Origin of the sequence: Acidovorax sp. M2(2025), from assembly GCF_049330835.1 — a bacterium.
In the GTDB taxonomy this organism is placed as follows: domain Bacteria; phylum Pseudomonadota; class Gammaproteobacteria; order Burkholderiales; family Burkholderiaceae_C; genus Acidovorax.
Genome location: NZ_CP186262.1, coordinates 4,255,243 through 4,280,896, shown reverse-complemented (window position 1 = coordinate 4,280,896; position 25,654 = coordinate 4,255,243). Strand labels below are relative to the sequence as shown.

The window sequence follows — 25,654 nt, the reverse complement described above, 5'->3', positions numbered from 1 at the left end:
ACCCCGAGCCATGAGCAAGGAAGAAACCACCCCTGGCGGACTGCTATCGAAGGTGGTGCGGTTCGTGAAGAACCCGACGGTGAACTGGACCGAGCTGGACTCCATCCAGGACGACCGGGAGAGCCAGTACAGCAAGCAGATGCTCAAGGAGATGATCGAGCGCAAGCGCCGCAACGACTTCGTGCGGCGCCGGGAGTTCGATCAGCTGCGCAAGCTGCGCCGGCGCGAGGCCCTGCAGGGGCAGCGCACGGAAGATCCCACCGCCCGGCCCTCGTTCTTCCAGAGCAGCATGGCGTCGCCGGACGACCGCGCCGTCACGCTCAAGAAGATCGACGAGATCGAAGCGCAGATGTCGCAGCAGTGGTGGAAGAGCAAGCAGGGCGCCGACGCACCCACGCAGCCCGCCACGGTGTCGGCGGCCGGCGGCGCTGCGGACATCACCGAATCGCAGCACGCCCGGGCCTATGCGCCCACCGCGCCCGGCAGCCTGCCGGCACCCGTGGAGGGCAAGGCCAGCGTGCCGCCCCTGTTCGCGGACGACAGCATGGCGGTGGGGCAGTTCGGCGCCAGGGATGCGCAGATGCTTGCCAGCACCGGCGCCGATGAAGCCGCCCTCGGCACCGCGGCCATTTACACGCCAACGCCAACGCCCCCGCCCGAACCGGAGGAATTCGTGCACGAACCCGACCTGGAAGAAGCGGCCATCCGGTTTGCCAACGGCGACCATGCCGGCGCGGAAGCCGGCCTGCTGGATGTGCTGGCCCAGCACCAGCAGGACCCGCCGGAACAGCAGCTGGAAATCTGGATGACCTTGTTCGACTTGTACCGTGCCACGGGGCAGCAGGACAGGTTTGAAACCCTGGCCATCGACTTCGCGGCCCGGTACAGCCGTTCCGCGCCGCTGTGGTTCTCGATGCCCGAACAACTGGGCATGGCGCCCGTGACGGCACAGGCCGCTGCGCCCAGCCCCGCCGCTGTGCCCGTGCGCCGCGACTTCCACTGGAATGCGCCGGGCACGCTGGCCGTGTCCTCGGTGGCGGCGCTGCAGGCCTCGCTGGCGCGCGCGGCATCGCCCTGGACGCTGTCGTGGGCGCGGCTGGTGTCCATCGATGAAGCCGCCGTGCCGCTGCTGGCAGACCTGTTCACGCAGTGGGGCGACCGGGACGGCCAGCTGGTGTTCTCGGGCGTGGAAAAGCTCAACGCCCTGCTGGAGGCCAAGACCCAGTCCGGCGACCGCGCCACGAGCCCGGAATGGTGGCGGCTGCGCATGGCGGCACTGCGCCTCATGGGCAAACCCGAGGAATTCGAGCTGGTGGCCCTGGACTACTGCGTGACCTACGAGGTCTCGCCGCCCTCCTGGGCCTCTCCGCGCTGCGGCTACTCTGACAACGAGGGTGTTTCGTCCGGCGCTGCGCCGCTGGCGGCCGACAGCGACTTTGCGGCCTCCGACCTGGGCGAGAGCGCCGCTGCGCAGGAGGCCGCCCCCGTGGCCCAGCTCAGCGGCCACGTGGAGGGCGATGCGGCGCCGCTGCTGGAGCCCTTCCAGGCGCTGCTGCGTCCCGGCGTGCCCTTCACCATTGCCTGCGACAAGCTCATCCGTGTTGATTTTGCGGCCGCTGGCTCCGTGCTGAACTGGGCGGCCGAGCAGCAGGGGCAGGGCCATGTCGTCCAGTTCCACAACCTGCAGCGGCTGGTGGCGATCTTCTTCAACGTGATCGGCATCAACGAGCACGCCTGGGTGGTCCCGCGCAAGAACTGACGCGCGCCGACGCAGCGGCCCTGCCCACGGCGCCACGGCGCCATGCCGGCCTGGCGGGCCGGCGCGTGTGGCTGCCCGGCGCCGGGGCCTGAAGCCTCGCCCCGCTTGAAAGCGGGCGCGAGCGCCCCCATCTGCGGCAGCTATGGATTCTTCTCAAAACACCCCGGTCTTTCACGGCACCACCATCCTGAGCGTGCGTCGCCAGACGCCTGACGGCGTGCAGGTCGCCATTGGCGGCGACGGCCAAGTCACCCTGGGCAACATCGTGGTCAAGGGCTCGGCGCGCAAGGTGCGCAAGCTCTACCACGGCAAGGTGCTTGCGGGTTTCGCGGGCGCCACGGCGGATGCCTTCACGCTGTTCGAGCGCTTCGAGGCCAAGCTGGAAAAGCACCAGGGGCACCTGACCCGCGCCGCCATCGAGCTGACCAAGGACTGGCGCACCGACCGCGTGCTGCGCAAGCTCGAAGCCATGCTGGCCGTGGCCGACGCGAGCGCGTCGCTCATCATCACCGGCAACGGCGACGTGCTGGAGCCCGAGCAGGGCATCGTGGCCATCGGCTCGGGCGGGGCCTATGCCCACTCGGCCGCCAAGGCGCTGCTCAACCACACGGACCTGTCGGCCCAGGACATCGTCAAGAAGTCGCTGGAGATCGCGGGCGAGCTGTGCATCTACACCAACATGCACCACACCATCGAGACGCTGTGATGTACCACCGGGCAGGCGGCTGCCTGGTATCTTTTTGATAGCTGCCAGCGCTTGCTGTATAAGCGCTGGAGCCTGATTTGACTGAGATTTCTGCTATGTCGTCCATGACCCCCCAGGAGATCGTCTCCGAACTCGACAACCACATCGTGGGCCAGGCCGGCGCCAAGCGCGCGGTGGCCATCGCGCTGCGCAACCGCTGGCGCCGCCAGCAGGTCGAGGGCAGCCTGCGCCAGGAGATCACGCCCAAGAACATCCTCATGATCGGCCCCACCGGCGTGGGCAAGACCGAGATCGCGCGCCGCCTGGCGCGGCTGGCCGACGCGCCCTTCATCAAGGTGGAGGCCACCAAGTTCACCGAGGTGGGCTACGTGGGCAAGGACGTGGACTCCATCATCCGTGACCTGGCGGAGATGGCCGTCAAGCAGACGCGCGAGTCCGAGATGAAGAAGGTGCGCGTGCGCGCTAAGGATGCCGCCGAGGACCGCATCCTGGACGTGCTGGTCCCCCAGGCCCGCACCGCCGCAGGCACCGAGCCGGCCGCCGACAACACGGCGCGCCAGGTGTTCCGCAAGAAGCTGCGCGAGGGCCAGCTGGATGACAAGGAGATCGAGATCGACGTGGCCGAAGCGCGGCCGCAGCTCGAAATCATGGGCCCGCAGGGCATGGAGGAAATGACCGAGCAGCTGCGCGGCATGTTCAGCCACCTGGGCCAGGACAAGCGCAAGACGCGCAAGCTCAAGATCGCCGAGGCGCTCAAGCTCCTGACCGATGAAGAGGCCGGCAAGCTCGTCAACGAGGAAGAGATCAAGACCCGCGCCATCGCCAACGCGGAGCAGAACGGCATCGTCTTCATCGACGAGATCGACAAGGTGGCCGCCCGCCAGGAAACCAGCGGCGCCGACGTGTCGCGCCAGGGCGTGCAGCGCGACCTGCTGCCGCTGGTGGAGGGCACCACGGTGTCCACCAAGTACGGCATGGTCAAGACGGACCACATTCTGTTCATCGCCTCGGGCGCGTTCCACCTGTCCAAGCCCAGCGACCTGATCCCCGAGCTGCAGGGGCGATTTCCGATCCGCGTGGAGCTGGAGTCGCTGTCCGTGCAGGATTTCGAGGCCATCCTGACCCAGACGCACGCCTCGCTGGTCAAGCAGTACCAGGCGCTGCTGGCCACCGAAGGCGTCACGCTGGTGTTTGCGCCCGAGGGCATCACGCGCCTGGCGCACATTGCCTTCAACGTGAACGAGCGCACCGAAAACATCGGCGCCCGCCGCCTAGCCACAGTGATGGAGCGCCTGCTGGACGAGGTCAGCTTCGACGCCACCCGCCTCTCGGGCCAGACCGTGACGGTCGATGCCGCCTATGTCGATGCCCGCCTGGACAGCCTGAGCCAGGACGAAGACCTCTCCCGCTACATCCTGTGACCACTGCGTCAAGCCCGGCGAGGGCTTGAGAGTTCACTTCCACAGGCTTTCGTAAGTTCTTCTTTTTCAACGACTTTTGCCGCGCCCTCGCTTGCGAAGGCGCGGCTAAGTCGTTGATTTCATTGCAAAAGTTTCTGTCACACCCCTTGTTCGGTGTGCTTTTCCTGCTACAGTGCAAAAAAGTGCAATTAAGTGGTGAAAAGTGCCCTTGGAGCGCCAATTCGGCCTCCGAGGATTCCAACCCAACTGGGAATCTCGTCCGTGTTTCAAGGTGCCTCGTCGCTGAGTCTCGATGCGAAGGGTCGGCTGTCCGTGCCGACCCGGCACCGTGACGTGCTCGCGGCCACCGCTGCGGGCCAGCTCACGATCACCAAGCACCCCCACGGCTGCCTGATGGTGTTCCCCCGCCCCGAGTGGGAGAAATTCCGCGAGCGCATCGCCCAGCTGCCCATGTCCGCCCAATGGTGGAAGCGCATCTTCCTGGGCAATGCCATGGACGTGGAGATGGACGGCACCGGCCGCGTGCTGATCTCGCCCGAGCTGCGCCAGGCCGCCGGCATCAGCAAGGACACCATGCTGCTGGGCATGGGCAACCACTTCGAACTCTGGGACAAGGCCACCTACGACGAGCAGGAGGCCCAGGCCATGCAGGGCGAGATGCCGGACGTGTTCAAGGATTTCTCCTTCTAGACCATGGCCGACACTGCTTTGCAACACACCACCGTCCTGCTTCAGGAGGCCGTGGATGCGCTCCTCGGGGGCGCGGGGCCGTCGCCCGGCGGCACCTGGGTGGACGCCACCTTCGGCCGCGGCGGGCATTCGCGCCTCATCCTGCACCGGCTGGGGCCCGAAGGCCGACTGGTGGCCTTTGACAAGGACCCCGAAGCCATCGCCGAAGCAACGCGCATCACCGATGCGCGTTTTTCCATCCGGCACGAAGGATTCCGCCACTTGGCCGAGCTGCCTGCCGCCAGCGCGGCCGGCGTGCTGATGGACCTGGGCGTGAGCTCGCCCCAGATCGACAGCCCCGGGCGGGGTTTCAGTTTCCGTTTTGACGGCCCTCTGGACATGCGCATGGACACCACGCGCGGCACCAGCGTGGCCGATTGGCTGGCCACGGCCGAAGTCGGGCAGATTGCAGAGGTGATACGTGACTACGGTGAAGAACGGTTTGCTGGCCCCATTGCAAAGGCGATTGTTGCTCGGCGCGAAGAACGGGGTGCTCTTGCAACCACCGCCGAACTGGCCGAACTCGTGGCTGGCGCGGTCAAAACCCGCGAGCCGGGCCAGAACCCTGCAACGCGCACATTTCAAGCTCTTCGGATTTTCATCAACGCCGAGCTTGAAGAGCTGCAACAGGCGCTAGAGGCCAGCCTCTTGGTGCTGCAGCCGGGCGGGCGGCTGGTGGTCATCAGCTTCCACTCGCTGGAGGACCGCATCGTCAAGCAGTTCATCGCCCAGCATTCCAAGGAGGTGTACGACCGCCGCGCCCCCTTTGCCAAGCCGCAGCCCATGAAGCTCGTGGCCCTGGACCGCATCAAGCCCAGCGCGGCCGAGGTGGAGGCCAACCCGCGTGCGCGCAGCGCCATCATGCGCGTGGCCGAGCGCACGGAGGTCTGACATGCAGCACCTCCTGAGCCGCTTCGCGCCGTCCCCCTGCAAGGGGGCGACGCCCTCGCTGCGGGGCGGCCCGTGCTCGGCGTCCCCCGCCGGGGCCGCGCCCGTCTCCATTGATGCTGGAGGTAGCGGGGCATGACCAGGCTCAACGTCGTCCTGCTCATGGCCGTGCTGGCCAGCGCCATCTATTTGGTGCACACCCAGTACGAGTCGCGCCGCCTGTTCACCGAGCTGGACCGCGCCACGGCCGAGGCCCGCCGGCTGGAAACCGAGAACCAGCGCCTGCAGGTGGAAAAGCGCGCACAGGCCACGCCGCTGCGCGTGGAGAAGATTGCGCGCGCCCAACTCAACATGCGCACGGCCACGCCGGCCATCACGCAGTATGTGTCCGACCCGCAGGGCGCAGCGGCCGCAGCGGCTGCCGCACCGGCCAGCGCCGCAGGGGGGTCGCCATGAGCCGCCGCAGCGTGGTCTACACCGCCAGCCCCCTGCTGGCCAGCAAGACGCCCGTATGGCGCAGCAAGTTCATCGTGGCCGCGATCGCGCTGGGCTTTCTGGGCCTGGCCGGGCGTGCCGCCTATGTGCAGGTGTTTGGCAATGCGTTCTTCCAGCGCCAGGGCGAGGTGCGCTTTGCGCGCACGCTGGAGCTGCCCGCCAACCGCGGCAAGATCCTGGACCGCAACGGGCTGATCCTGGCCTCCAGCGTCCCCGCGGCCAGCATCTGGGCCATTCCCGAAGACGTGGAGCATGACAAGCCCGAGGTGCAGGCCAAGCTCAAGGAGCTGGCCAAGCTGCTCGACATGCCCTTGGCCGAGCTGCAGAAAAAGCTGGCCGACGAGGACAAGACCTTCGTCTGGGTCAAGCGCCAGCTGGACTGGGACGTGGGCCAGCAGATCGCCAAGCTGGACATCAAGGGCATCTACCAGCGCAAGGAATACAAGCGCCAATACCCCGAGGGCGAGGCCGCCGCGCACGTGGTGGGCTTTACCAACGTGGAAGACCATGGCCAGGAAGGCATGGAGCTGGCGTTCGACAAGGACCTGGCGGGCAAGCCCGGTTCGCGCCGCGTGATCAAGGACCGCCTGGGCCGCGTGGTCGAAGGCGTGGGCGAGACCGTGCCGCCCGTGGATGGCAAGGACATGCAGCTGTCCATCGACAGCAAGGTGCAGTTCTTCGCCTACCAGAAGCTGCGCGACCAGGTGACCGCGCACAAGGCCAAGGCCGGCAGCGTGGTGGTGCTGGACGCCCACACCGGCGAGCTGCTGGCGCTGGCCAACTACCCCAGCTACGTGCCCGACAAGCGCCAGAACCTCACCGGCGAGCAGCTGCGCAACCGCGCGCTCACCGACGTGTTCGAGCCCGGCTCCACCATGAAGCCGTTCACCATCGGGCTGGCGCTGGAGACCGGCCGCGTGCGCCCCGACACCATCGTGGACACCAACCCGGGCCGCATCACCATCACGGGCTCCACCATCTCGGACACGCACAACTACGGCGTGCTCACGGTGGAAGGCGTGATCCAGAAGTCCAGCAACGTGGGCACCACCAAGATCGCCATGCAGATGCCCGCGCGCGAGATGTGGGAGACCTTCTCGGCCGCGGGCTTCGGGCAGAAGCCGCAACTGCACTTCCCGGGCGTGGTCACGGGGCGGCTGCGGCCCTACAAGACCTGGCGCCCGGTGGAGCAGGCCACCATGTCGTATGGCTACGGCCTGTCGGCCAGCCTGTTCCAGATGGCGCGCTCGTACACCGTGTTCGCCAACGGCGGGCGGGTGATTCCCGCCACCATGCTCAAGACCAGCGAGCCCGCCGTGGGCGTGCCCGTGTTCTCCGAGCGCACGGCCGACCAGGTCCGCAAGATGCTGCAGATGGCCGCCGGCCCCGGCGGCACCGGCCAGAAGGCCCAGACGCTGGGCTACTCGGTGGGCGGCAAGTCCGGCACGGCGCGCAAGCAGGTGGGCAAGAACTACGCCTCGGGCAAGTACCGGGCATGGTTCACCGGCATGGCGCCCATCGACAAGCCGCGCATCATCGTGGCCGTGATGATCGACGAGCCCAGCGCCGGGCAGGTGTACGGCGGCCTGGTGGCCGCACCCGTGTTCAGCGAGGTGGTGCAGCAGACGCTGCGCATGATGGGCGTGCAGCCCGACATGGCCGTCAAGCCGCAGATCGTGGCCAACGCGGTGGAGGAATCGCTATGACGCCGTCCACGGTGCCCTTGCTGGCCTCGGTGCAGGAAGCCGTCGCCTGGCTGCGCGAGCGTGTCACGGGCACGCTGCAGACCGACAGCCGCCTGGTTCGCCCGGGCGATGCGTTCATCGCCTGGCCCGGAGCTGCGACGGACGGCCGCGCGCACATTGGCGACGCACTGGCGCGGGGTGCCGTGGCATGCCTGGTCGAGCAGGACGGGGCGGACGCCTTTGTGCTCAACGGCCTGCCCGTGGCGGCACTGGGCGGCCTGAAGGCTGCCACCGGCCTGATTGCGGCGGAATGGTTCGAGCAGCCCAGCCAGCGCCTGGACGTGCTGGCCGTGACCGGCACCAACGGCAAGACCAGCACCGCATGGTGGCTGGCCGAGGCGCTGAATTTGCTATCAAAAAAAGAGCTGGTTGCGCAGGGGGGATGCGCGCTGGTGGGCACTTTGGGCATGGGTACGCCGCCAGCCCTCAGCAGCACCGGCATGACCACGCCCGACCCCGTGCGGCTGCAGCGCGCCTTCCAGCAGTTTGCCGACGCGGGCCGCACAGCCTGCGCCATCGAGGCCTCGTCCATCGGCCTGGCCGAGCACCGGCTGGTGGGCACGCGCATCCGCGTGGCGCTGTTCACCAACTTCACCCAGGACCATCTGGACTACCACCCGGGCATGGCCGCCTACTGGCAGGCCAAGAGCATCCTGTTCGACTGGCCGGGGCTGCAGGCGGCCGTGGTCAACACCGACGATCCGCGTGGCGCCGAGCTGCACGCCTCGCTGGCCGGACGCATGCTGGACCTGTGGAGCATCTCCATCACCGGCCCGGCCCGCCTGGCCGCGCGCGACATCGCCATGGGCGAGGGCGGCCTGCGCTTCACCGTCGCCGAGGGCGTGCACACGCATGTGCTGCAGACCCGCGTGATCGGGCTGTACAACGTGTCCAACCTGCTGGGCGTGCTGGCCGGCCTGCGCGCGCTGGGCGTGCCGCTGGAGCATGCGCTGTATGCCTGCGCCCAGCTCACGCCCGTGCCCGGCCGCATGGAGCAGATCCATACCTCCGGACACCCCCTGGTGGCCGTGGACTACGCCCACACGCCCGACGCGCTCGACAAGGCCCTGCTGGCGCTGCGCCCCATTGCGCAGGAGCGCGGGGGCCAGCTGTGGTGCGTGTTCGGCTGCGGCGGCGACCGCGACGCCGGCAAGCGCCCGCTGATGGGCGCCGTGGCCCAGCGGCACGCCGACCGTGTGGTGGTGACCAGCGACAACCCGCGCAGCGAAGACCCCGCCGCCATCCTGCACCAGATCCTGCAGGGCACGATTGCCGGCAGCACCGTGCAGGCCGAACCCGACCGCGCCGCCGCCATTGCGCAGGCCATTGCCGAAGCCGGCCCCGCCGATGTGGTGCTGATCGCCGGCAAGGGCCACGAAGACACCCAGGAGACCGCGGGCGTGCGCGTTCCGTTCTCCGACCTGGCCCATGCGCGCGCCGCGCTGCAGGCCCGAGGAGCCGCCGCATGACCGCCCCAACTGGCACGATGTTGACCCTGCAGCAGGCCTTGGCCCTGGTTCAGCCCCGCGTGCCCGCCGCGCGCCTGGTGGGCGACGGCGCCACGCCGCTGGCGCGTGTGCACACCGACACGCGCACGCTGCAGGCGGGCGACCTGTTCGTGGCCCTTAAGGGCGAACGCTTCGATGCCAACGCCTTCCTGGCCGATGCGCGCGCCGGCGGCGCCGCGGCGGCCCTGGCCCACGGCGGGCTGGAGGCGGCCGGGCTGGCCGGCATCGAGGTGCCCGACACCCTGGCAGCCCTGGGCGCGCTGGCCACCGCGTGGCGTGCGCAGCGCAGCCTGCCGCTGATCGGCGTGACGGGCAGCAATGGCAAGACCACGGTCACGCAGATGATCGCGTCCATCCTGCGCGCCTGGCAGGGCGACGCGGCCTTTGCCACCCAGGGCAACTTCAACAACGACATCGGCGTGCCGCTGATGCTGCTGCGCCTCACGGCCGCCCACCGCGCGGCCGTGATCGAGATGGGCATGAACCACCCGGGCGAGATTGCCCGCCTGGCCGCCATGGCGCAGCCCACGGTGGCGCTGGTGAACAACGCGCAGCGCGAGCACCTGGAGTTCATGCACACGGTGGAGGCGGTGGCGCGCGAGAACGGCTCGGTGTTTGCCAGCCTGCCCGCCGACGGCGTGGCCGTGTTCCCCGCAGGCGATGCCTTTACCGGCCTGTGGCAAACGCTGGCGCAGGGGCGCCGCACGCTCACCTTCGGCGACGCCGGCGACGTGACCTGCCGGCGGGCGGCCTGGGAGCAGGGCGCCTGGGCCGTCGAGGTGGGCACGCCGCAGGGCGGCTTCTCTACCCGCCTGCACATTGCCGGGCGCCACAACGTGACCAACGCGCTGGCCGCTGCCGCCTGCGCCCTGGCGGCGGGCGTTCCGTTGCCGGCGATCGCGCAGGGGCTGCAGGATTTCGTGCCGGTCAAGGGCCGTTCGCGCGCTTTCAGCCAGCGTGTCGCGGACCGCGACATCACCGTGGTGGATGACACCTACAACGCCAACCCCGACTCCATGCGCGCCGCCCTCGACGTGCTGGCCGAACTGCCCGGCCCGCAGCTGATGGTGATGGGCGACATGGGCGAGGTGGGCGACCAGGGGCCACAGTTCCATGCCGAGGCGGGTGCACATGCGCGCGCCGCCGGCATTGCGCACTTGTTTGTGCTGGGGGCGCAGTCGGCGCATGCCGCAGCGGCCTTTGACAGCAGCGGCAGCGGCAACAGCGCCCGGGTTTTCAACGATATGGGCGCACTGCAGGCCGCAGTGCGCGACGCCCTGCCCACCGTGGGCAGCGTGCTGGTCAAGGGATCGCGATTCATGAAGATGGAACAGGTGGTGGAGGCGATCGCCTCTGCCGCAGCCGTGCCGCAGCAGGCACCAGAACAACAACAACCACGCAATGCGGCAACGGAGGGGCACCATGGCGCAACTGCGTGACTCTGCCCGCGCCCCGCACGGCGCCACCGCCCAGCGCAGGGCCGGAGGTGCGCCATGCTGCTGATGCTGTCGCAATGGCTGCAGGGCCTGTCGCCCGAGTTCGGCTTCTTCCGCGTGTTCCAGTACCTCACCTTCCGTGCGGTGATGGCGGCCATGACGGCGCTGCTCATCGGCCTGGTGGCCGGCCCCAAGGTGATCCGCGTGCTCACCTCGCTCAAGATCGGGCAGCCCATCCGCGGCTACGGGCTGCAGACGCACCTTTCCAAGAGCGGCACGCCCACCATGGGCGGCGTGCTGATCCTGCTGTCGATCGCGATCTCCACGCTGCTGTGGTTCGACCTGTCCAACCGTTTCGTGTGGATCGTGCTCATCGTCACGCTGGGCTTTGGCGCCATCGGCTGGGTGGACGACTGGCGCAAGGTGGTCAACAAGGACCCCGAGGGCATGCGCTCGCGCGAGAAGTATTTCTGGCAGTCGGTCATCGGCCTGCTGGCTGCGCTGTACCTGGCGTTCAGCATTTCGGAGAGCTCCAACGCCAAGGTGTGGGAGCTGTTCGTCGCCTGGGTGCAGTCGGGCTTCTCTCTCGATCTGCCGCCCAAGGCCGGGCTGCAGCTGCCGTTCTTCAAGGAGATCAGCTACCCGCTGGGCGTGCTGGGCTTCGTCGTCATGACCTACCTGGTCATCGTGGGTTCCAGCAATGCCGTGAACCTGACCGACGGCCTGGACGGCCTGGCCATCATGCCCGTGGTGATGGTGGGTTCCGCCCTGGGCGTGTTCGCCTACGTCACCGGCAGCTCGGTGTATTCCAAGTACCTGTTCTTCCCGCACATCCCCGGCTCGGGCGAGCTGCTGATCTTCTGCGCGGCCATGGCGGGCGCGGGGCTGGCCTTTTTGTGGTTCAACGCGCACCCGGCCCAGGTCTTCATGGGCGACGTGGGCGCACTGGCGCTGGGCGGGGCCCTGGGCACCATCGCCGTCATCGTGCGCCAGGAAATCGTGCTGGCCATCATGGGCGGCATCTTCGTCGTTGAGGCGCTGTCGGTGATGCTGCAGGTCACCTGGTTCAAGTTCACCAAGAAGCGCTATGGCGAGGGCCGGCGGCTGCTCAAGATGGCGCCGCTGCACCACCACTTTGAAAAGAGCGGCTGGAAGGAGACCCAGGTGGTCGTGCGCTTCTGGATCATCACCATGCTGCTGTGCCTGATCGGCCTGTCCACCCTGAAGCTGCGATGAACACCGACGACACCCTGCCCCCCGGCGCGACCGCCGTGCCCGCCCCCTTGCCGCCTGCGGCCGGGCTGGCGGCGCCGGTGCGCGCCGCAGAGCCGCAGCCCGTGCCGGCGGAGCCGCCCTCGGTGCAGGACGGCAGCGTGCCTGCCGCGGCCGTGGACACGGGCGTGGCCGCTGACGTGGTGGCGCAGCAGGACCCTGGGCCGTCGCCCGCCGAGCCCGCGCCGGCCCCTGCCGCCGCGGCCGGCAAACCCGCGTGGGACCCGGAGAAGCCGCCCGCAGTCTCGGCCGCCAAAGCTGCCGCCGACTTTGTGGCCCAGATCTTCGCGGACGTGAACGCTCCCGAGGCCCCCGCGGCCGAACCGCCCGAGCCAGCGGCCGACGCCCCGGCCGCCGACGCCCCGCAGGCCCCGGAACCCCCGGCCGCCTCCGCTACCGACGTGCTGGCGCAGCTGCTGCAAGGCCAGCGGGTGCTCATCCTGGGGCTGGGCGCCTCCGGCCTGGCCATGGCGCGCTGGTGCGTGCGCTGCGGCGCCGACGTCACCGTGGCGGACACGCGCGAGGCGCCGCCCCAGCGCGGGGTGCTGGCGCAGGAGCTGCCCCAGGTGCGCCTGGTGTGCGGCGCGTTCGACGCCGGCCTGGTCGAGGGCCAGGCGCTGGACGCGGTGTTCCGCTCGCCGGGGCTGAGTCCGGCTGCGATTGCTCCTGTTGTGATAGCTGCCAGCGCTTGTGGGACAAGCGTTGGAGGCGAATTGGACCTGTTTTCGTCGGCCCTGCACGCGCTGCGCGTGTCGCAGGGCTACACGCCCGCCGTGCTGGCCATCACCGGCACCAACGGCAAGACCACCGTGACTTCGCTCACGGGGCAGCTCATCGAACGCTCAGGCCGGCGCGTGGCCGTGGCGGGCAACATCGGCCCGACGCTGCTGGACACGCTGGCGCAGCATGTGGACGCGGGCCTGCTGCCCGAGGTCTGGGTGCTGGAGCTGTCGAGCTTCCAGCTCGACGGCGTGCGCAGCGGCGAGGGTGGCTTCGAGCCTACCGCCGCCGCGGTGCTGAACGTCACGCAGGACCACCTGGACTGGCACGGCGACATGGCCGCGTATGCCGCAGCCAAGGCGCGCATCTTCGGCCAGGGCGCGCTGATGGTGCTCAACCGCGACGACGCCGAGGTGATGCGCATGCTGCCGCCGCCCGGCCGCCCGAAGGCGGCAGCGGCCCCCCTGGGGGGCAGCGCAGCACACGCAGTGGCAAGCGTGGGGGCTGCCCAGCCTGTGCCGCCGCCCGCGAAGGTCAAGCTGCAAAAGCCGCAGCTGCGCCCCCATGTCACCTTCGGGGCCGACCTGCCGCAGCGCCCCGGCGACTTCGGCATCGAGGTCATCAGCGGCATGCCCTGGCTGGTGCGCGCGATGGACGGCGACGAGACCCGCAAGCGCGGCCGCAGCGACGCGGTGGAAGACCTGCACCTGCAGCGCCTGATGCCGTCCGACGCCTTGCGCATCCGTGGCCGGCACAACGCCCTGAACGCCCTGGCTGCCCTGGCCCTGGCGTCGGCCGCGGGTTGCACGCTGGCCCCGCAGCTGTACGGCCTGCGCGAGTACCGGGGCGAGCCGCACCGCGTCGAGCCGGTGGCCATCGTCCAGGGCGTGGAGTACTTCGACGACAGCAAGGGCACCAACGTGGGCGCCACCGTGGCGGCCCTCTCCGGCCTGGGGGCCGAGCGCCGCATCGTCGTCATCCTCGGCGGCGAGGGCAAAGGACAGGATTTCACCCCGCTGGCCGCGCCCGTCGCGCGCCACGCCCGCGCGGTGGTGCTGATCGGCCGGGACGCGCCGCAGATCCGCGCCGCACTGGCCGATTGCGGCGTGCCGCTGGTGGATGCCACCACCTTGCCCGAGGCCGTCGGGCTGGCCGCGCGGCGGGCCCATGCAGGAGACGCCGTGCTCCTGTCGCCCGCCTGTGCCAGCCTCGACATGTTCCGCGACTACGCCCACCGCGCCCAGGTGTTCTGCGACGCGGTGCGTGAACTGGCCGACGAGGCCGGTGCGCCCGCGCAAGGAGGCATGGCATGAACGTGTCCGCCAGCGCCCTCGTGCAGCGCCTGACCGGCTGGTTCGGCGGCGCGTCCCCCCAGGCCGTGGACGTGCTGCCCGTGCGCGTGGGCGGCACCGAATACCGGCAGTCTTCCAGCACCCCCGCCAGCGTGCTGGGGTTTGACCAGGCCCTGCTGTGGGTCGTGGTGGCCCTGCTGGCCTGGGGCACGGTGATGGTGTATTCGGCTTCCATCGCCATGCCGGACAACCCGCGCTTTGCCAACTACGCCTCCACGCACTTCCTTACGCGCCACGTGATGTACCTGGTGGTGGGGTTCGTTGGCGCGCTGCTGGCCTTCCAGATTCCCATGGCCCTGTGGGAGCGCATGGCCCCCTGGCTGTTCGTGGCCGCGCTGGTCATGCTGATCGCTGTGCTCATCCCGGGCGTGGGCAAGGTGGTCAACGGCGCGCGCCGCTGGCTGTCGGTCGGCCCGGTGGGCTTCCAGCCGTCCGAGGTGGCCAAGCTGGCCGTGCTCATCTACGCCGCCGACTACATGGTGCGCAAGATGGAGGTGAAGGAGCGCTTCTTCCGCGCCGTGCTGCCCATGGGGGCGGCCGTGGCCATCGTGGGCGTCCTGCTGCTGGCCGAGCCCGACATGGGCGCCTTCATGGTGGTGGCCGTGATCGCCATGGGCATCCTGTTTCTGGGCGGGGTGAATGCCCGCATGTTCTTCCTGATCGCAGGGGTGCTGGTGGCTGCCTTCGGCATCATGATCGCCAGCTCGCCCTGGCGGCGCGAGCGCGTGTTCGCCTACCTGGATCCGTTCAGCGAAGCGCATGCGCTGGGCAAGGGGTACCAGCTCTCGCACTCCCTGATTGCGATTGGTCGTGGAGAGATCTTTGGCGTGGGGCTGGGCGGCAGCGTCGAAAAGCTGCACTGGCTGCCCGAGGCCCACACCGACTTCCTGCTGGCCGTGATCGGCGAGGAGTTCGGCCTGGTCGGGGTGCTCACGCTCATCGTGCTCTTCCTGTGGATGACCCGCCGCATCATGCACATCGGCCGCCAGGCCATCGCGCTGGACCGCGTGTTCTCGGGCCTGGTGGCCCAGGGCGTGGCCATCTGGATCGGCTTCCAGGCCTTCATCAACATGGGCGTGAACCTGGGCGCGCTGCCCACCAAGGGGCTCACGCTGCCGCTGATGAGCTTTGGCGGGTCGGCGATTCTGATGAACCTGGTGGCGCTGGCCGTGGTGTTGCGCGTGGATTACGAAAACAAGCTCCTCATGCGCGGAGGCCGCGTATGAAGAGGTTGTTTCGTCAAAACAAGCTGCTGCAGCGTGCAACGCTGCCGAATGCGCAGCATTCGATGCGCGGAGGCCGCGTATGAGCGCGCAGAAAACCGCTTTGATCATGGCGGGTGGCACCGGCGGCCACATCTTCCCAGGCCTCGCCGTGGCGGAAGAGTTGCGCGCGCGCGGCTGGCGTGTGCACTGGCTGGGAGCGCCCGGCAGCATGGAGTCGCGCATCGTGCCCACGCACGGCTTCGCTCTCGAGTTGATCGATTTCTCCGGCGTGCGCGGCAAGGGCCTCGCCACGCTGGCCTTGCTGCCGCTGCGCCTGCTGCGCGCATTCTGGCAGGCCCTGCAGGTGGTGCGGCGCGTGAAGCCGGACGTGCTGGTGGGCCTGGGCGGCTACATCACCTTCCCCGGCGGCATGATGGGCGTGCTGGCCGGCAAGCCGCTGGTGCTGCACGAGCAGAACTCGGTGGCCGGCATGGCCAACAGGGTGCTGGCAGGGGTGGCCGACCGTGTGTTCACGGCATTCCCCAATGTGTTCAAGCAGGGCCAGTGGGTGGGCAACCCGCTGCGTGCCGCGTTCACCCGCCAGCCCGGCCCGGCCGAGCGGTTTGCCGGCCGCACCGGTCCGCTGCGCCTGCTGGTGGTGGGCGGCAGCCTGGGCGCGCGGGCGCTCAACGAGATCGTTCCGCAGGCGCTGGCGCTGATGCCTGCCGAGCAGCGCCCCGTGGTGCTGCACCAAAGCGGCGCGACGCAGATCGACGCACTGCGCGCCAACTACGCCGCCGCGGGCGTGGAGGCCGAATGCACGCCGTTCATTGAGGACACCGCCAGCGCCTTTGCCGAGGCCGACGTCATCGTCTGCCGTGCCGGGGCCAGCACCGTGACCGAGATTGCCGCCGTGGGAGCTGCCGCACTGTTCGTGCCCTTCCCCTCGGCGGTGGACGACCACCAGACCGCCAATGCCCGCTTCCTGGTGGACGCTGGTGGCGGCTGGCTGGTGCAGCAGCGCGACCTGACGCCCGAGGGGTTGTCGCAAATGCTATTGAAATTGGAGCGCCCTGCGCTTATAGATATTGCGCTGAAGGCCAAAAACATGCAAAAAATCAACGCCACCCGCGAGGTGGCGACCGCCTGCGAGGAGCTTGCAGCGCCATGAAGCACGCCATTCGCCACATCCACTTCGTCGGCCTGGGCGGCGCCGGCATGAGCGGCATCGCCGAGGTGCTGTTCAACCTGGGCTATGCCATTTCGGGCTCGGACCTGGCCGACAGCGCGACGCTGCGCCGCCTGCAGGGCCTGGGCATCAAGACCTGCCTGGGCCACGCGGCGGCGCACATCGAGGGCGCGGACGCGGTGGTCACCTCCACGGCGGTGACGGCCGACAACCCGGAGGTCCTGGCCGCGCGCGAGAAGAAGATTCCCGTGGTGCCGCGGGCACTGATGCTGGCCGAGCTGATGCGCCTCAAGCGCGGCATCGCCATTGCCGGCACCCACGGCAAGACCACCACCACCAGCCTGGTCACCAGCGTGCTGGCCGAGGCCGGGCTGGACCCGACCTTCGTCATCGGCGGCAAGCTCAACAGCGCCGGCGCCAATGCCAAGCTCGGCAGCGGCGAGTACATCGTCGTCGAGGCAGACGAGTCCGATGCGTCCTTCCTGAACCTGCTGCCCGTGATGGCCGTGGTCACCAACATCGATGCGGACCACATGGACACCTACGGCCACGATTTCGGCCGCCTCAAGGGCGCGTTCGTGGACTTCCTGCACCGCATGCCGTTCTACGGCACGGCCATCCTGTGCGTGGACAGCCCCGCCGTGCGCGACATCCTGCCCAGCGTGACCTGCCCGGTCACGAGCTACGGCTTTGCCGAAGACGCGCAGGTCCGCGCCATCAACGTGCGCGCCGCCGGTGGGCAGATGCACTTCACCGTGCAGCGGCGCAACGGCGTCACGCTGCCCGACCTGGACATCGTGCTCAACCTGGCCGGCGAGCACAACGTGCTCAATGCTCTGTCGGCCATTGCCGTGGCGGTGGAGCTGAGCATTCCCGACGACGCCGTGCAGCGTGCCCTGGCGGGCTTCAAGGGGGTGGGCCGGCGCTTCCAGCGCTATGGCGACCTGCCCGCCAAGGACGGCGGCACCTTCACCGTGATCGACGACTACGGCCACCACCCCGTGGAAATGGCCGCCACCTTGGCCGCGGCGCGCGGCGCCTTCCCCGGGCGGCGGCTGGTGCTGGCCTTCCAGCCGCACCGCTACAGCCGTACGCGCGACTGTTTCGAGGATTTCGTGAAGGTCATCGGGCAGGCCGACGCCGTGCTGCTCACCGAGGTGTATGCCGCCGGCGAGGCCCCGGTGGTCGCCGCGGACGGGCGCTCGCTGGCGCGCGCGCTGCGCGTGGCCGGCCGGGTGGAGCCCGTGTTCGTGGACGACGTGGCCGATCTGCCGCAGGCCATCGCGGCGAATGCGCGCGGCGGGGACGTGGTGATGTGCATGGGTGCCGGTTCCATCGGCGCCGTGCCCGGAAAGGTCGTCGATTTGCTACAAAATAATGAGCTTCATGCGCTGGAAGGAAGCGCGCCATGACACCATCCCAATCCCAATCCCAAACCGCCATTGATGTGAAGTCGCTGGGCAAGGTCGCCGTGCTGATGGGGGGCACCTCGGCCGAGCGCGAGGTCTCGCTGATGTCTGGCACCGGCGTGCTGCAGGCATTGCGTTCGCAGGGGGTCGATGCCCACGCCTTCGACCCCGCCCACCAGAGCCTGAGCGACCTCAAGCGCGACGGCTATGCCCGCTGCTTCATCGCGCTGCACGGCCGCCATGGCGAGGACGGCACGGTGCAGGGCGCCCTGGAACTGCTGGGCATCCCGTACACGGGGCCCGGCGTGATGGCCTCGGCCATCGCCATGGACAAGGTGATGACCAAGCGCGTGTGGAGCGCCGAGGGCCTTCCCACGCCGCGCTACGTGTGGCTGGCGCCCGACCGCCAGCAGCGCGAGGTGGTGCGCACGGTGCCGGACGAGCTGGGCCTGCCCCTGATCGTGAAGCCGCCGCGCGAAGGCTCGTCCATTGGCGTGACCAAGGTGCGCGGCTACTCCGACATGCAGGAGGCGGTGGCCCTGTCGGCGCGCTACGACCCCGACGTGCTGTGCGAGGAGTTCATCGAAGGCGAGGAAGTGACTTGCCCCGTGCTGGGCGAGGGCGCCGGTGCGCGGGCGCTGCCGGTGATCCGCATCGTGGCGCCGGACGGTGCCTATGACTACCAGAACAAGTACTTCACCGACGACGTGAAGTACCAGTGCCCGAGCGGGCTGCCCGAGGCCGAGGAGCGCGAGATCCAGCGCATCGTGCTCGCGGCCTACCGCGCCCTGGGCTGCCGCGGCTGGGGCCGGGCGGACCTGATGATCCGCGCGAGCGACCGCAAGCCCTTCCTGCTGGAGATGAACACATCCCCCGGCATGACCGGGCATTCGCTGGTGCCCATGTCCGCACGGGCCAGCGGCATCAGCTATGAGGCGCTGTGCCTGCGCATTCTGGCGGCCGCCACCCTGGACACGCCCGCAGGCGCGGAGCAGCAAGGAGCGGCGCAGCCATGACCTCCACGCTGCCGGCGCCCCTGGACGTCAAGCTCATGAACCTGACCGCCTCGGTCTTGTTCTCGGGCTGCGTCCTGCTCGTGCTGGCGGCGGGGGTGTGGTGGGTGATGCGCTACCCGGGCTTTGCCATCGCGCGCATCGTGGTGCAAGGGGAACTGGTGCACAACAACGCGGTGACGCTGCGGGCCAACGTGGCGCCCCACCTGGCGGGCAATTTTTTTACCGTGGATCTGCAGGCGGCCCGCAAGGCCTTCGAGCAGGTGCCGTGGGTGCGCCGCGCGCAGGTGCGGCGCGTGTACCCGGGCAGCCTGCGCGTGGAACTGCAGGAACACGACGCGGTGGCGTACTGGGGGCCGGAATCCGGCTCGGCCATGGTCAACAGCGAGGGCGAGGTCTTCGAGGCCAACGTGGGCGACGTGGAGCAGGAAGGGCTGCCGCGCCTGCAGGGCCCCGACGGCAAATCGGCCGAGGTGCTGCAGATGTACGGGCTGCTGCAGCCCGTCTTCGAGCCGCTGGGTGCGGAGCTGGACGAGCTGGTGCTGACCGGCCGCGGCGGCTGGCGCGTGCGCCTGGACAGTGATGCCGTGATCGAGCTGGGCGGCGGCACGCCGCAGGAGGTGGTGCAGCGCACCCAGCGCTTCACGCGCACGCTGTCCCAGGTGGCGGCGCAGTACGGGCGGCGCGTGGATGCCCTGGAATCGGCCGACCTGCGCCACAGCGGCGGGTATGCGCTGCGCCTGCGGGGCGTGGCCACGGTGATTCCGGATGCCGCCGGCGCGGTTGCGGGCGCCACAGGCGGCGTGCGCCGGCGCAGGTGAAGGCCATGGCGCACCACCGGCAGGCAAGGACAAGGATGGCGTGGGAAGGAAAGCGGGCCGCGGCGCGGCGGCGCGTTGGAACAGAAAAGGGCAGAGGCTGATATGGCAAGAGAGTACAAAGACGTGGTGGTAGGGCTGGACATCGGCACGGCCAAGGTCATGGCCGTGGTGGCCGAGGTGCTGCCCGGCGGCGAGCTCAAGCTGGCCGGCCTGGGCGTGGCCCCCAGCAACGGCCTCAAGCGCGGCGTGGTGGTGAACATCGACGCCACGGTGCAGAGCATCCAGCAGGCCTTGAAGGAGGCCGAGCTGATGGCCGACTGCAAGATCCAGCGCGTGTACACCGGCATCACCGGCAGCCACATCCGCGGCCTCAACTCGAGCGGCATGGTCGCCGTCAAGGACAAGGAAGTCACCTCCGCCGACGTGGCGCGCGTGGTGGAGACCGCCAAGGCCATCAACATCAGCAGCGACCAGCGCCTGCTGCTGGTGGAGCCGCAGGAATTCGTGATCGACGGGCAGGACGTGAAGGAGCCCATCGGCATGAGCGGCATCCGCCTGGAGGCCAAAATCCACATCGTGACCGGCGCGCAGAGCGCGGCCGAGAACATCATCAAGTGCGTGCGCCGCTGCGGCCTGGAGGTGGAGCAGCTCATGCTCAACCCGCTGGCCAGCAGCCAGGCCGTGCTCACCGACGACGAGCGCGAGCTGGGCGTGGTGGTGGTGGACATCGGCGCGGGCACGACCGACGTGGCCATCTTCACCGGCGGTGCGATCCGCCACACCGCCGTGATCCCGATCGCGGGCGACCTCATCACCAGCGACATCGCCATGGCGCTGCGCACGCCCACCAAGGACGCCGAGGACATCAAGGTGGAAAGCGGCTATGCCAAGCAGCTGCTGGCCGACCCCGAGGCGCAGGTGGAGGTGCCCGGCCTGGGCGACCGCAGCCCGCGCATGCTGAGCAAGCAGGCCCTGGCCGGCGTCATCGAGCCGCGGGTGGAAGAGATCTTCTCGCTGGTGCAGCAGGTGGTGCGCGAGTCGGGCTACGAGGAAGTGCTGTCCTCGGGCATCGTGCTCACGGGCGGCAGCTCGGTGATGCCCGGGATGATCGAGCTGGGCGAGGACATCTTCCTCAAGCCCGTGCGGCGCGGCATTCCCAAGTACTCCAGCGCGTTGTCCGACATGGTGGCCCAGCCCCGTGCCGCCACCGTGATGGGCCTGCTCGAAGAAGCCCGGCTGGCGCGCCTGCGGGGCTTCAAGGTGGCGCAAAAGAGCGGCTCGGTGAAGACCGCCTTTGGCCGGTTCAAGGATTTCATCGTGGGGAACTTCTAGCCATGAAGCATCCCCTGTGGCTTGCCCGTGGCAGCCCGCACCGAAACCCGCGAAAGCGATGGCGATGTACCGGACCGCCACGCTTTGCAGATTTCACACCCCCATTTCCCAATTTGGCAATTGCATACGAAGTTAGAACAGGAGCTCCAAGATGACCATCGAAATGATCGAAGCCGAAGAATTCAACCAGGGCACCCAGATCAAGGTGATCGGCGTGGGCGGTGGCGGCGGCAACGCCGTTGAACACATGATCGCGCGCAACGTGCAAGGCGTGGAGTTCGTGAGCGCCAATACCGACGCGCAGGCGCTGACCCGCACTTCTGCCCATCGCGTGATCCAGCTGGGCGGAAGCGGCCTGGGCGCGGGCGGCAAGCCGGAAAAGGCCCGTGAAGCCGCAGAGGCTGCGGTGGCCGACATCCGCGACGCCATCCAGGGCGCGCACATGCTGTTCATCACGGCCGGCATGGGCGGCGGCACGGGCACGGGCGCCGCGCCCGTGATCGCGCGCGTGGCCAAGGAAATGGGCATCCTGACCGTGGGCGTGGTGACCAAGCCCTTCGACTGGGAGGGCGGCCGCCGCATGAAGAACGCCGACGACGGCCTGGCCGAACTGGAAGCCAACGTCGACTCGCTGATCGTGGTGCTCAACGAAAAGCTGCTGGACGTGCTGGGCGACGACATCACCCAGGACGAAGCTTTCGCCCATGCCAACGACGTGCTCAAGAACGCCGTGGGCGGCATTGCCGAAATCATCAACGAGTACGGCCAGGTGAACGTCGACTTCGAAGACGTGCGCACCGTGATGGGCGAGCCCGGCAAGGCCATGATGGGTACGGCCACCGCCAGCGGCCCGGACCGTGCCCGCATCGCTGCCGAGCAGGCCATCGCCTGCCCGCTGCTCGAAGGCATCGACCTGTCGGGCGCCAAGGGCGTGCTGGTACTGGTCACGGCCAGCAAGGGCAGCCTCAAGCTGTCCGAGTCGCGCCAGGCCATGAACACCATCAACGCCTACGCGTCCACCGATGCGCACGTGATCTTCGGCGCTGCCTATGACGAAACCCTGGGCGACGAGATCCGCGTTACGGTGGTGGCCACGGGCCTGTCGCGCGCCAATGCGCGCCGCCAGCCGATTTCGGTGGTGCAGGGCGGCCTGCGCACCGGCACGGACAACATGGCCTACCAGATCCCGGTGGCGGGTGTGGGCGCGCTGGGCGCGGCCGCCGGGGTGCAGGGCGGCCATGCCGGGGCACAGGCCGACTACGGCAGCATGTCCGTGCCCAGCGTGTGGCGCACCAACCGCACGCAGGCCGCCGCCCGCGTGGACGCCCTGTCGTCCGGCGGCATGGACGACCTGGAGATTCCGGCCTTCCTGCGCAAGCAGGCGGACTGAAGAAACGGCGGGGGCGGCACGCACGCCGCCGCACGCCGGGTTCTCGCGCGACCCCAAAAGAAAACCCTGCGGTGGCATGCCACCGCAGGGTTTTTTCATGGGAGCGGCGGGAAGGCCGGCCTCAGCCCGGCCGCCGGGTCAACACATTCTCAGAACGACTCCCAGTCGTCGTTGTCGCGGGACGCGGGTGCCGCCGCAGCCCGGGCGGGGCTGGGCGCCGACAGCGCCGGTGCGGTAGCGGCCTTGGGGCGGGCGGCCGCACGGGGGGCCGCGGCGGCCGCCAGGGAAGGTGCGCGCCGGGGCGCTGCCGGCGGGGCCGGCCGGGGCGCCGGGCGCGGCGCCAGCGGGGAGGCCGGCGCGGCCGCCTGCGTGCTGCCGTTGACGCGGAACAGCGCCACCACCTGGGTGAGCTTCACCGCCTGCTCGCGCAGGCTGTCGGCCGCGGCGGTGGACTCCTCCACCAGCGCCGAGTTCTGCTGGGTCATCTGGTCCAGCTGGTTCATGGCCGTGTTCACCTGGGCGATGCCCTGGCTCTGCTCGGCGGTGGCCGAGCGGATCTCGCCAATGATGTCCGTCACCCGCTGCACGCTGTCGACGATCTCCGTCATGGTGGCGCCGGCGCGGCCCACCAGCTGCGTGCCCGACTCCACCTTCTCGACGGACGCGCCAATCAGCGCCTTGATCTCCTTGGCCGCCTCGGCACTGCGCCCGGCCAGGCTGCGCACCTCGCTGGCCACCACGGCAAATCCGCGGCCCTGTTCGCCCGCGCGCGCCGCCTCGACGGCCGCGTTCAGCGCCAGGATGTTGGTCTGGAAGGCGATGCCATCGATCACGCCGATGATGTCGCTGATCTTGTTGCTGCTGGCATTGATCTCCTGCATCGTGGCCACCACCTGGGCCACCACCTCGCCGCCGCGTGCGGCCACCGAGGCGGCCGAGGTGGCCATCTGGTTCGCGGTCTGGGCGGAGTCAGAGGTCTGCTGCACGGTGCTGGTCAGCTCTTCCATGCTGCTGGCGGTGCTTTGCAGGTTGCTGGCGGTGTCTTCGGTGCGGTGGGCCAGGTCGTTGTTGCCCTGCGCGATTTCGCTCGACGCGGTGGCAATGTTCTCGCTGGCCGAGCGCACTTCGGTCACCAGGCGCCGCAGCGAGACCACCATGTGCGCCAGCCCGTCCAGCAGCGAGCCGGCCGGGGCCGCGGGAATGGTGGTGTCCAGGTTGCCCTGGGCGACCTCGGACATGGCGGCGATGGCGTCGCGGGGCTCGCCCCCGATCTGCCGCAGCACCGAGCGGGCGACCAGCATCCCGGCGGCTCCCACCACCACCATCACCACCAGCACGATCGCCAGGTTCGACAGCAGCTTGTTGCGCACCAGCAGGTCGATGTCATCGGTGTACAGGCCCGAGCCCACCATCCAGTTCCATCCGTCCACCTTGATGAGGTATTGCAGCTTGGGCACGGGCGTGGTTTGCCCGGGGCGCGAAAACCTGGTGAACACGAACGCCTTGCCATCCTTGCTGGCGCGCATGCCCTCCACCAGCAGCGAGATGACATCCACGCCGGCGCCGTCCTTGACCTTGCCCACCATGTTCTGGCCTTCCCACTCCGGCTTGATGGGGTGCATCACGCCCACGCCATCGAGAGTCCAGATGTACATGTACTCGCTCTTGCCCTCCGGGCCGCCGTACCGGGACACCCGCAGGGCCTCCCGGGCGGCCTTCTGGGCCTCTTCCACCGGCATGGCGCCGCTGGCGGCCTTGGCCTGGTAGGCGGCAACGATGCTGTGGGCGGATTGCACGGCCGTGGTCAGCAGTTCGCGGCGTGATTCCACAATCTGCGCCCGCTGCTGCAGCAGGGAGCTCGCGGCCATGAACAGCAGCGCGCCCATGGCCGTGGCAAGCATCAGCAGGACCCTGCTTCGAAAACTGAGTTGGCTCATGAGACCTCCTGGGAAGGAAAAAAGGCGCCGCAACGCATGCGCGCGGCAGGGGACGGGGGGAGTTCCTGTGAACGGGTCGGCATTGTGAAGGCCAAAGGTTGTAACTAATTGTCAGATACCTGACGCGCCGCGTCGAGAGGGAAAACGTGGGGGCGGCGGGGCTTCTGCGCGCTGCCGGCCCAAGGCGGCACGGGCCACTTAAAATCACCCCATGCTCAAGCAACGCACCCTCAAGACCCTGACCCGTGCCGTGGGGGTGGGTTTGCACAGCGGCCAGCGCGTCGAATTGACGCTGCGCCCGGCCCAGCCCGACACGGGCATCGTCTTCCGGCGCGTGGACCTGCCCCAGCCCGTGGACATCCCGATCTGCGCGGAAGCCGTGACCGACACCCGCCTGGCCTCCACCATCGCCGTGGGCAACGCCAAGGTGCACACGGTGGAGCACCTGATGTCGGCCTGCTCCGGCCTGGGGCTGGACAACCTGTACGTGGACATCACCGCCGAGGAAGTGCCCATCCTCGACGGCTCCTCGGCGTCGTTCGTGTTCCTGCTGCAAAGCGCCGGCATCGAGCTGCAGAACGCGCCCCGGCGCTTCATCCGCGTGAAGCGCCCGGTGGAGGTGCGCGAAGGCGAGGGCGCCCACGCGAAATGGGCGCGCCTGACGCCCTACCACGGCTACAAGCTCAGCTTCGAGATCGACTTTGACCACCCGGCCGTGGATTCCACCGGGCAGCGCGTGGAGTTCGATCTGGGCCAGGGAAACTACAGCCGCGACATTGCGCGCGCGCGCACCTTCGGCTTCACGCGCGACGTGGAGATGATGCGCTCCAACGGTCTGGCCCTGGGCGGCGGGCTGGACAACGCCATCGTGATGGACGACTACAAGGTCCTCAACAGCGACGGCCTGCGCTACGACGACGAGTTCGTCAAGCACAAGATACTGGACGCAATGGGCGACCTGTACCTCATCGGCAAGCCCCTGCTGGCCGCCTACAGCGCCTTCCGCTCGGGCCACGCCATGAACAACCTGCTGCTGCGCGAGCTGCTGGCCCAGCGCGATGCCTGGGAGGTCGTCACCTTCGAGGACGAGCGGCAGGCACCCGCAGGCTTCGCGCAGCCGGCGCGGGCCTGGTAAAGGCATCGTGGCGATGCTTCTGTTCCGCTGGGCTGTCATGGCGCTGCTGCTGGTGGCGGCGGTGTCGTTCGCGTTCTACGCCGGCACCGGCAACCCGCGCTTCAAGCGACTGGGCATGGTCGTCCTCAAGTGGACGGTGATCGCCACGGCGTTCTTCTTTGCCGTGCTGCTGATTTCGCGGCTGGGTTGACC

The 25,654-nt window shown here is 69.0% G+C and carries 21 protein-coding genes; 20 read left to right on the top strand and 1 reads right to left on the bottom strand.

Annotation, left to right across the window (positions count from 1 at the left end; translation table 11 throughout):
• Positions 1–10: 10 nt before the first annotated feature.
• The 18 genes from ACOYR3_RS19635 (at position 11) to ftsZ (ending at position 22,390) form a co-directional block, all read left to right on the top strand.
• Positions 11–1,759, top strand: coding sequence for an STAS domain-containing protein (locus tag ACOYR3_RS19635; RefSeq protein ID WP_422843978.1), 1,749 nt, complete (start codon positions 11–13; stop codon positions 1,757–1,759).
• 142 nt (positions 1,760–1,901) lie between these two features.
• Positions 1,902–2,465, top strand: coding sequence for an ATP-dependent protease subunit HslV (gene hslV / locus ACOYR3_RS19630; RefSeq protein ID WP_291484286.1), 564 nt, complete (start codon positions 1,902–1,904; stop codon positions 2,463–2,465).
• A 95-nt stretch (positions 2,466–2,560) separates the two neighbouring features.
• The gene (gene hslU / locus ACOYR3_RS19625) at positions 2,561–3,886 is read left to right on the top strand and encodes an ATP-dependent protease ATPase subunit HslU (protein WP_422843977.1); all 1,326 of its coding nucleotides are present in this window, start codon (positions 2,561–2,563) and stop codon (positions 3,884–3,886) included.
• A 261-nt stretch (positions 3,887–4,147) separates the two neighbouring features.
• Positions 4,148–4,576, top strand: a complete 429-nt coding sequence (gene mraZ, locus ACOYR3_RS19620) for a division/cell wall cluster transcriptional repressor MraZ (protein WP_291484288.1) — start codon at positions 4,148–4,150, stop codon at positions 4,574–4,576.
• A 3-nt stretch (positions 4,577–4,579) separates the two neighbouring features.
• Positions 4,580–5,506 carry a 16S rRNA (cytosine(1402)-N(4))-methyltransferase RsmH gene (rsmH, locus tag ACOYR3_RS19615; protein WP_422843976.1) on the top strand — a complete coding sequence of 309 codons (927 nt, stop codon included), beginning with the start codon at positions 4,580–4,582 and terminating at the stop codon, positions 5,504–5,506.
• Between the two features lie 132 nt (positions 5,507–5,638).
• Positions 5,639–5,959: a cell division protein FtsL gene (gene ftsL, locus ACOYR3_RS19610; protein ID WP_422843975.1), complete on the top strand. Its 321-nt coding sequence runs from the start codon at positions 5,639–5,641 to the stop codon at positions 5,957–5,959.
• Positions 5,956–7,704: a peptidoglycan D,D-transpeptidase FtsI family protein gene (locus ACOYR3_RS19605; RefSeq protein WP_422843974.1), complete on the top strand. Its 1,749-nt coding sequence runs from the start codon at positions 5,956–5,958 to the stop codon at positions 7,702–7,704. The genes ftsL and ACOYR3_RS19605 overlap by 4 nt, the downstream gene beginning before the upstream one ends.
• Positions 7,701–9,212: a UDP-N-acetylmuramoyl-L-alanyl-D-glutamate--2,6-diaminopimelate ligase gene (locus ACOYR3_RS19600; RefSeq protein WP_422843973.1), complete on the top strand. Its 1,512-nt coding sequence runs from the start codon at positions 7,701–7,703 to the stop codon at positions 9,210–9,212. Before ACOYR3_RS19605 ends, ACOYR3_RS19600 begins: the two co-directional genes overlap by 4 nt.
• On the top strand, positions 9,209–10,690 hold the full coding sequence (locus ACOYR3_RS19595; RefSeq protein WP_422843972.1) for a UDP-N-acetylmuramoyl-tripeptide--D-alanyl-D-alanine ligase: 1,482 nt from the start codon (positions 9,209–9,211) through the stop codon (positions 10,688–10,690). Before ACOYR3_RS19600 ends, ACOYR3_RS19595 begins: the two co-directional genes overlap by 4 nt.
• A 54-nt stretch (positions 10,691–10,744) precedes the next feature.
• Positions 10,745–11,923 carry a phospho-N-acetylmuramoyl-pentapeptide-transferase gene (gene mraY, locus ACOYR3_RS19590; RefSeq protein ID WP_422843971.1) on the top strand — a complete coding sequence of 393 codons (1,179 nt, stop codon included), beginning with the start codon at positions 10,745–10,747 and terminating at the stop codon, positions 11,921–11,923.
• Positions 11,920–13,992 (top strand): Mur ligase family protein, encoded by a 2,073-nt coding sequence (locus ACOYR3_RS19585; RefSeq protein WP_422843970.1) that lies wholly within the window; start codon positions 11,920–11,922, stop codon positions 13,990–13,992. Before mraY ends, ACOYR3_RS19585 begins: the two co-directional genes overlap by 4 nt.
• Positions 13,989–15,257, top strand: a complete 1,269-nt coding sequence (gene ftsW / locus ACOYR3_RS19580) for a putative lipid II flippase FtsW (RefSeq protein ID WP_422843969.1) — start codon at positions 13,989–13,991, stop codon at positions 15,255–15,257. The genes ACOYR3_RS19585 and ftsW overlap by 4 nt, the downstream gene beginning before the upstream one ends.
• Before the next feature lie 79 nt (positions 15,258–15,336).
• A complete protein-coding gene (gene murG / locus ACOYR3_RS19575) occupies positions 15,337–16,407 on the top strand; it encodes an undecaprenyldiphospho-muramoylpentapeptide beta-N-acetylglucosaminyltransferase (RefSeq protein ID WP_422843968.1) in 1,071 nt (356 codons plus the stop codon).
• Entirely contained in the window at positions 16,404–17,837 is a 1,434-nt protein-coding gene (gene murC, locus ACOYR3_RS19570) for a UDP-N-acetylmuramate--L-alanine ligase (RefSeq protein WP_422843967.1), read from the top strand. The genes murG and murC overlap by 4 nt, the downstream gene beginning before the upstream one ends.
• Positions 17,834–18,850, top strand: a complete 1,017-nt coding sequence (locus ACOYR3_RS19565; RefSeq protein WP_422843966.1) for a D-alanine--D-alanine ligase — start codon at positions 17,834–17,836, stop codon at positions 18,848–18,850. The genes murC and ACOYR3_RS19565 overlap by 4 nt, the downstream gene beginning before the upstream one ends.
• A complete protein-coding gene (locus tag ACOYR3_RS19560) occupies positions 18,847–19,668 on the top strand; it encodes a cell division protein FtsQ/DivIB (protein ID WP_422843965.1) in 822 nt (273 codons plus the stop codon). Before ACOYR3_RS19565 ends, ACOYR3_RS19560 begins: the two co-directional genes overlap by 4 nt.
• A 102-nt stretch (positions 19,669–19,770) precedes the next feature.
• Entirely contained in the window at positions 19,771–21,000 is a 1,230-nt protein-coding gene (gene ftsA / locus ACOYR3_RS19555) for a cell division protein FtsA (RefSeq protein WP_291484300.1), read from the top strand.
• A 151-nt stretch (positions 21,001–21,151) separates the two neighbouring features.
• Positions 21,152–22,390 (top strand): cell division protein FtsZ, encoded by a 1,239-nt coding sequence (gene ftsZ / locus ACOYR3_RS19550; protein WP_422843964.1) that lies wholly within the window; start codon positions 21,152–21,154, stop codon positions 22,388–22,390.
• Between the two features lie 149 nt (positions 22,391–22,539).
• On the opposite strand, the gene ACOYR3_RS19545 is transcribed toward ftsZ, so the two are convergent.
• Positions 22,540–24,327 carry a methyl-accepting chemotaxis protein gene (locus tag ACOYR3_RS19545; protein WP_422843963.1) on the bottom strand — a complete coding sequence of 596 codons (1,788 nt, stop codon included), beginning with the start codon at positions 24,325–24,327 and terminating at the stop codon, positions 22,540–22,542.
• A gap of 211 nt (positions 24,328–24,538) precedes the next feature.
• Between ACOYR3_RS19545 and lpxC the strand changes: the two genes are divergently transcribed.
• Together lpxC and ACOYR3_RS19535 are read left to right on the top strand one after the other, a co-directional pair.
• Entirely contained in the window at positions 24,539–25,462 is a 924-nt protein-coding gene (gene lpxC, locus ACOYR3_RS19540) for a UDP-3-O-acyl-N-acetylglucosamine deacetylase (protein ID WP_291484018.1), read from the top strand.
• Positions 25,463–25,469: 7 nt separating this feature from the next.
• Positions 25,470–25,652 (top strand): hypothetical protein, encoded by a 183-nt coding sequence (locus tag ACOYR3_RS19535; protein WP_422846653.1) that lies wholly within the window; start codon positions 25,470–25,472, stop codon positions 25,650–25,652.
• Positions 25,653–25,654 lie beyond the last annotated feature (2 nt).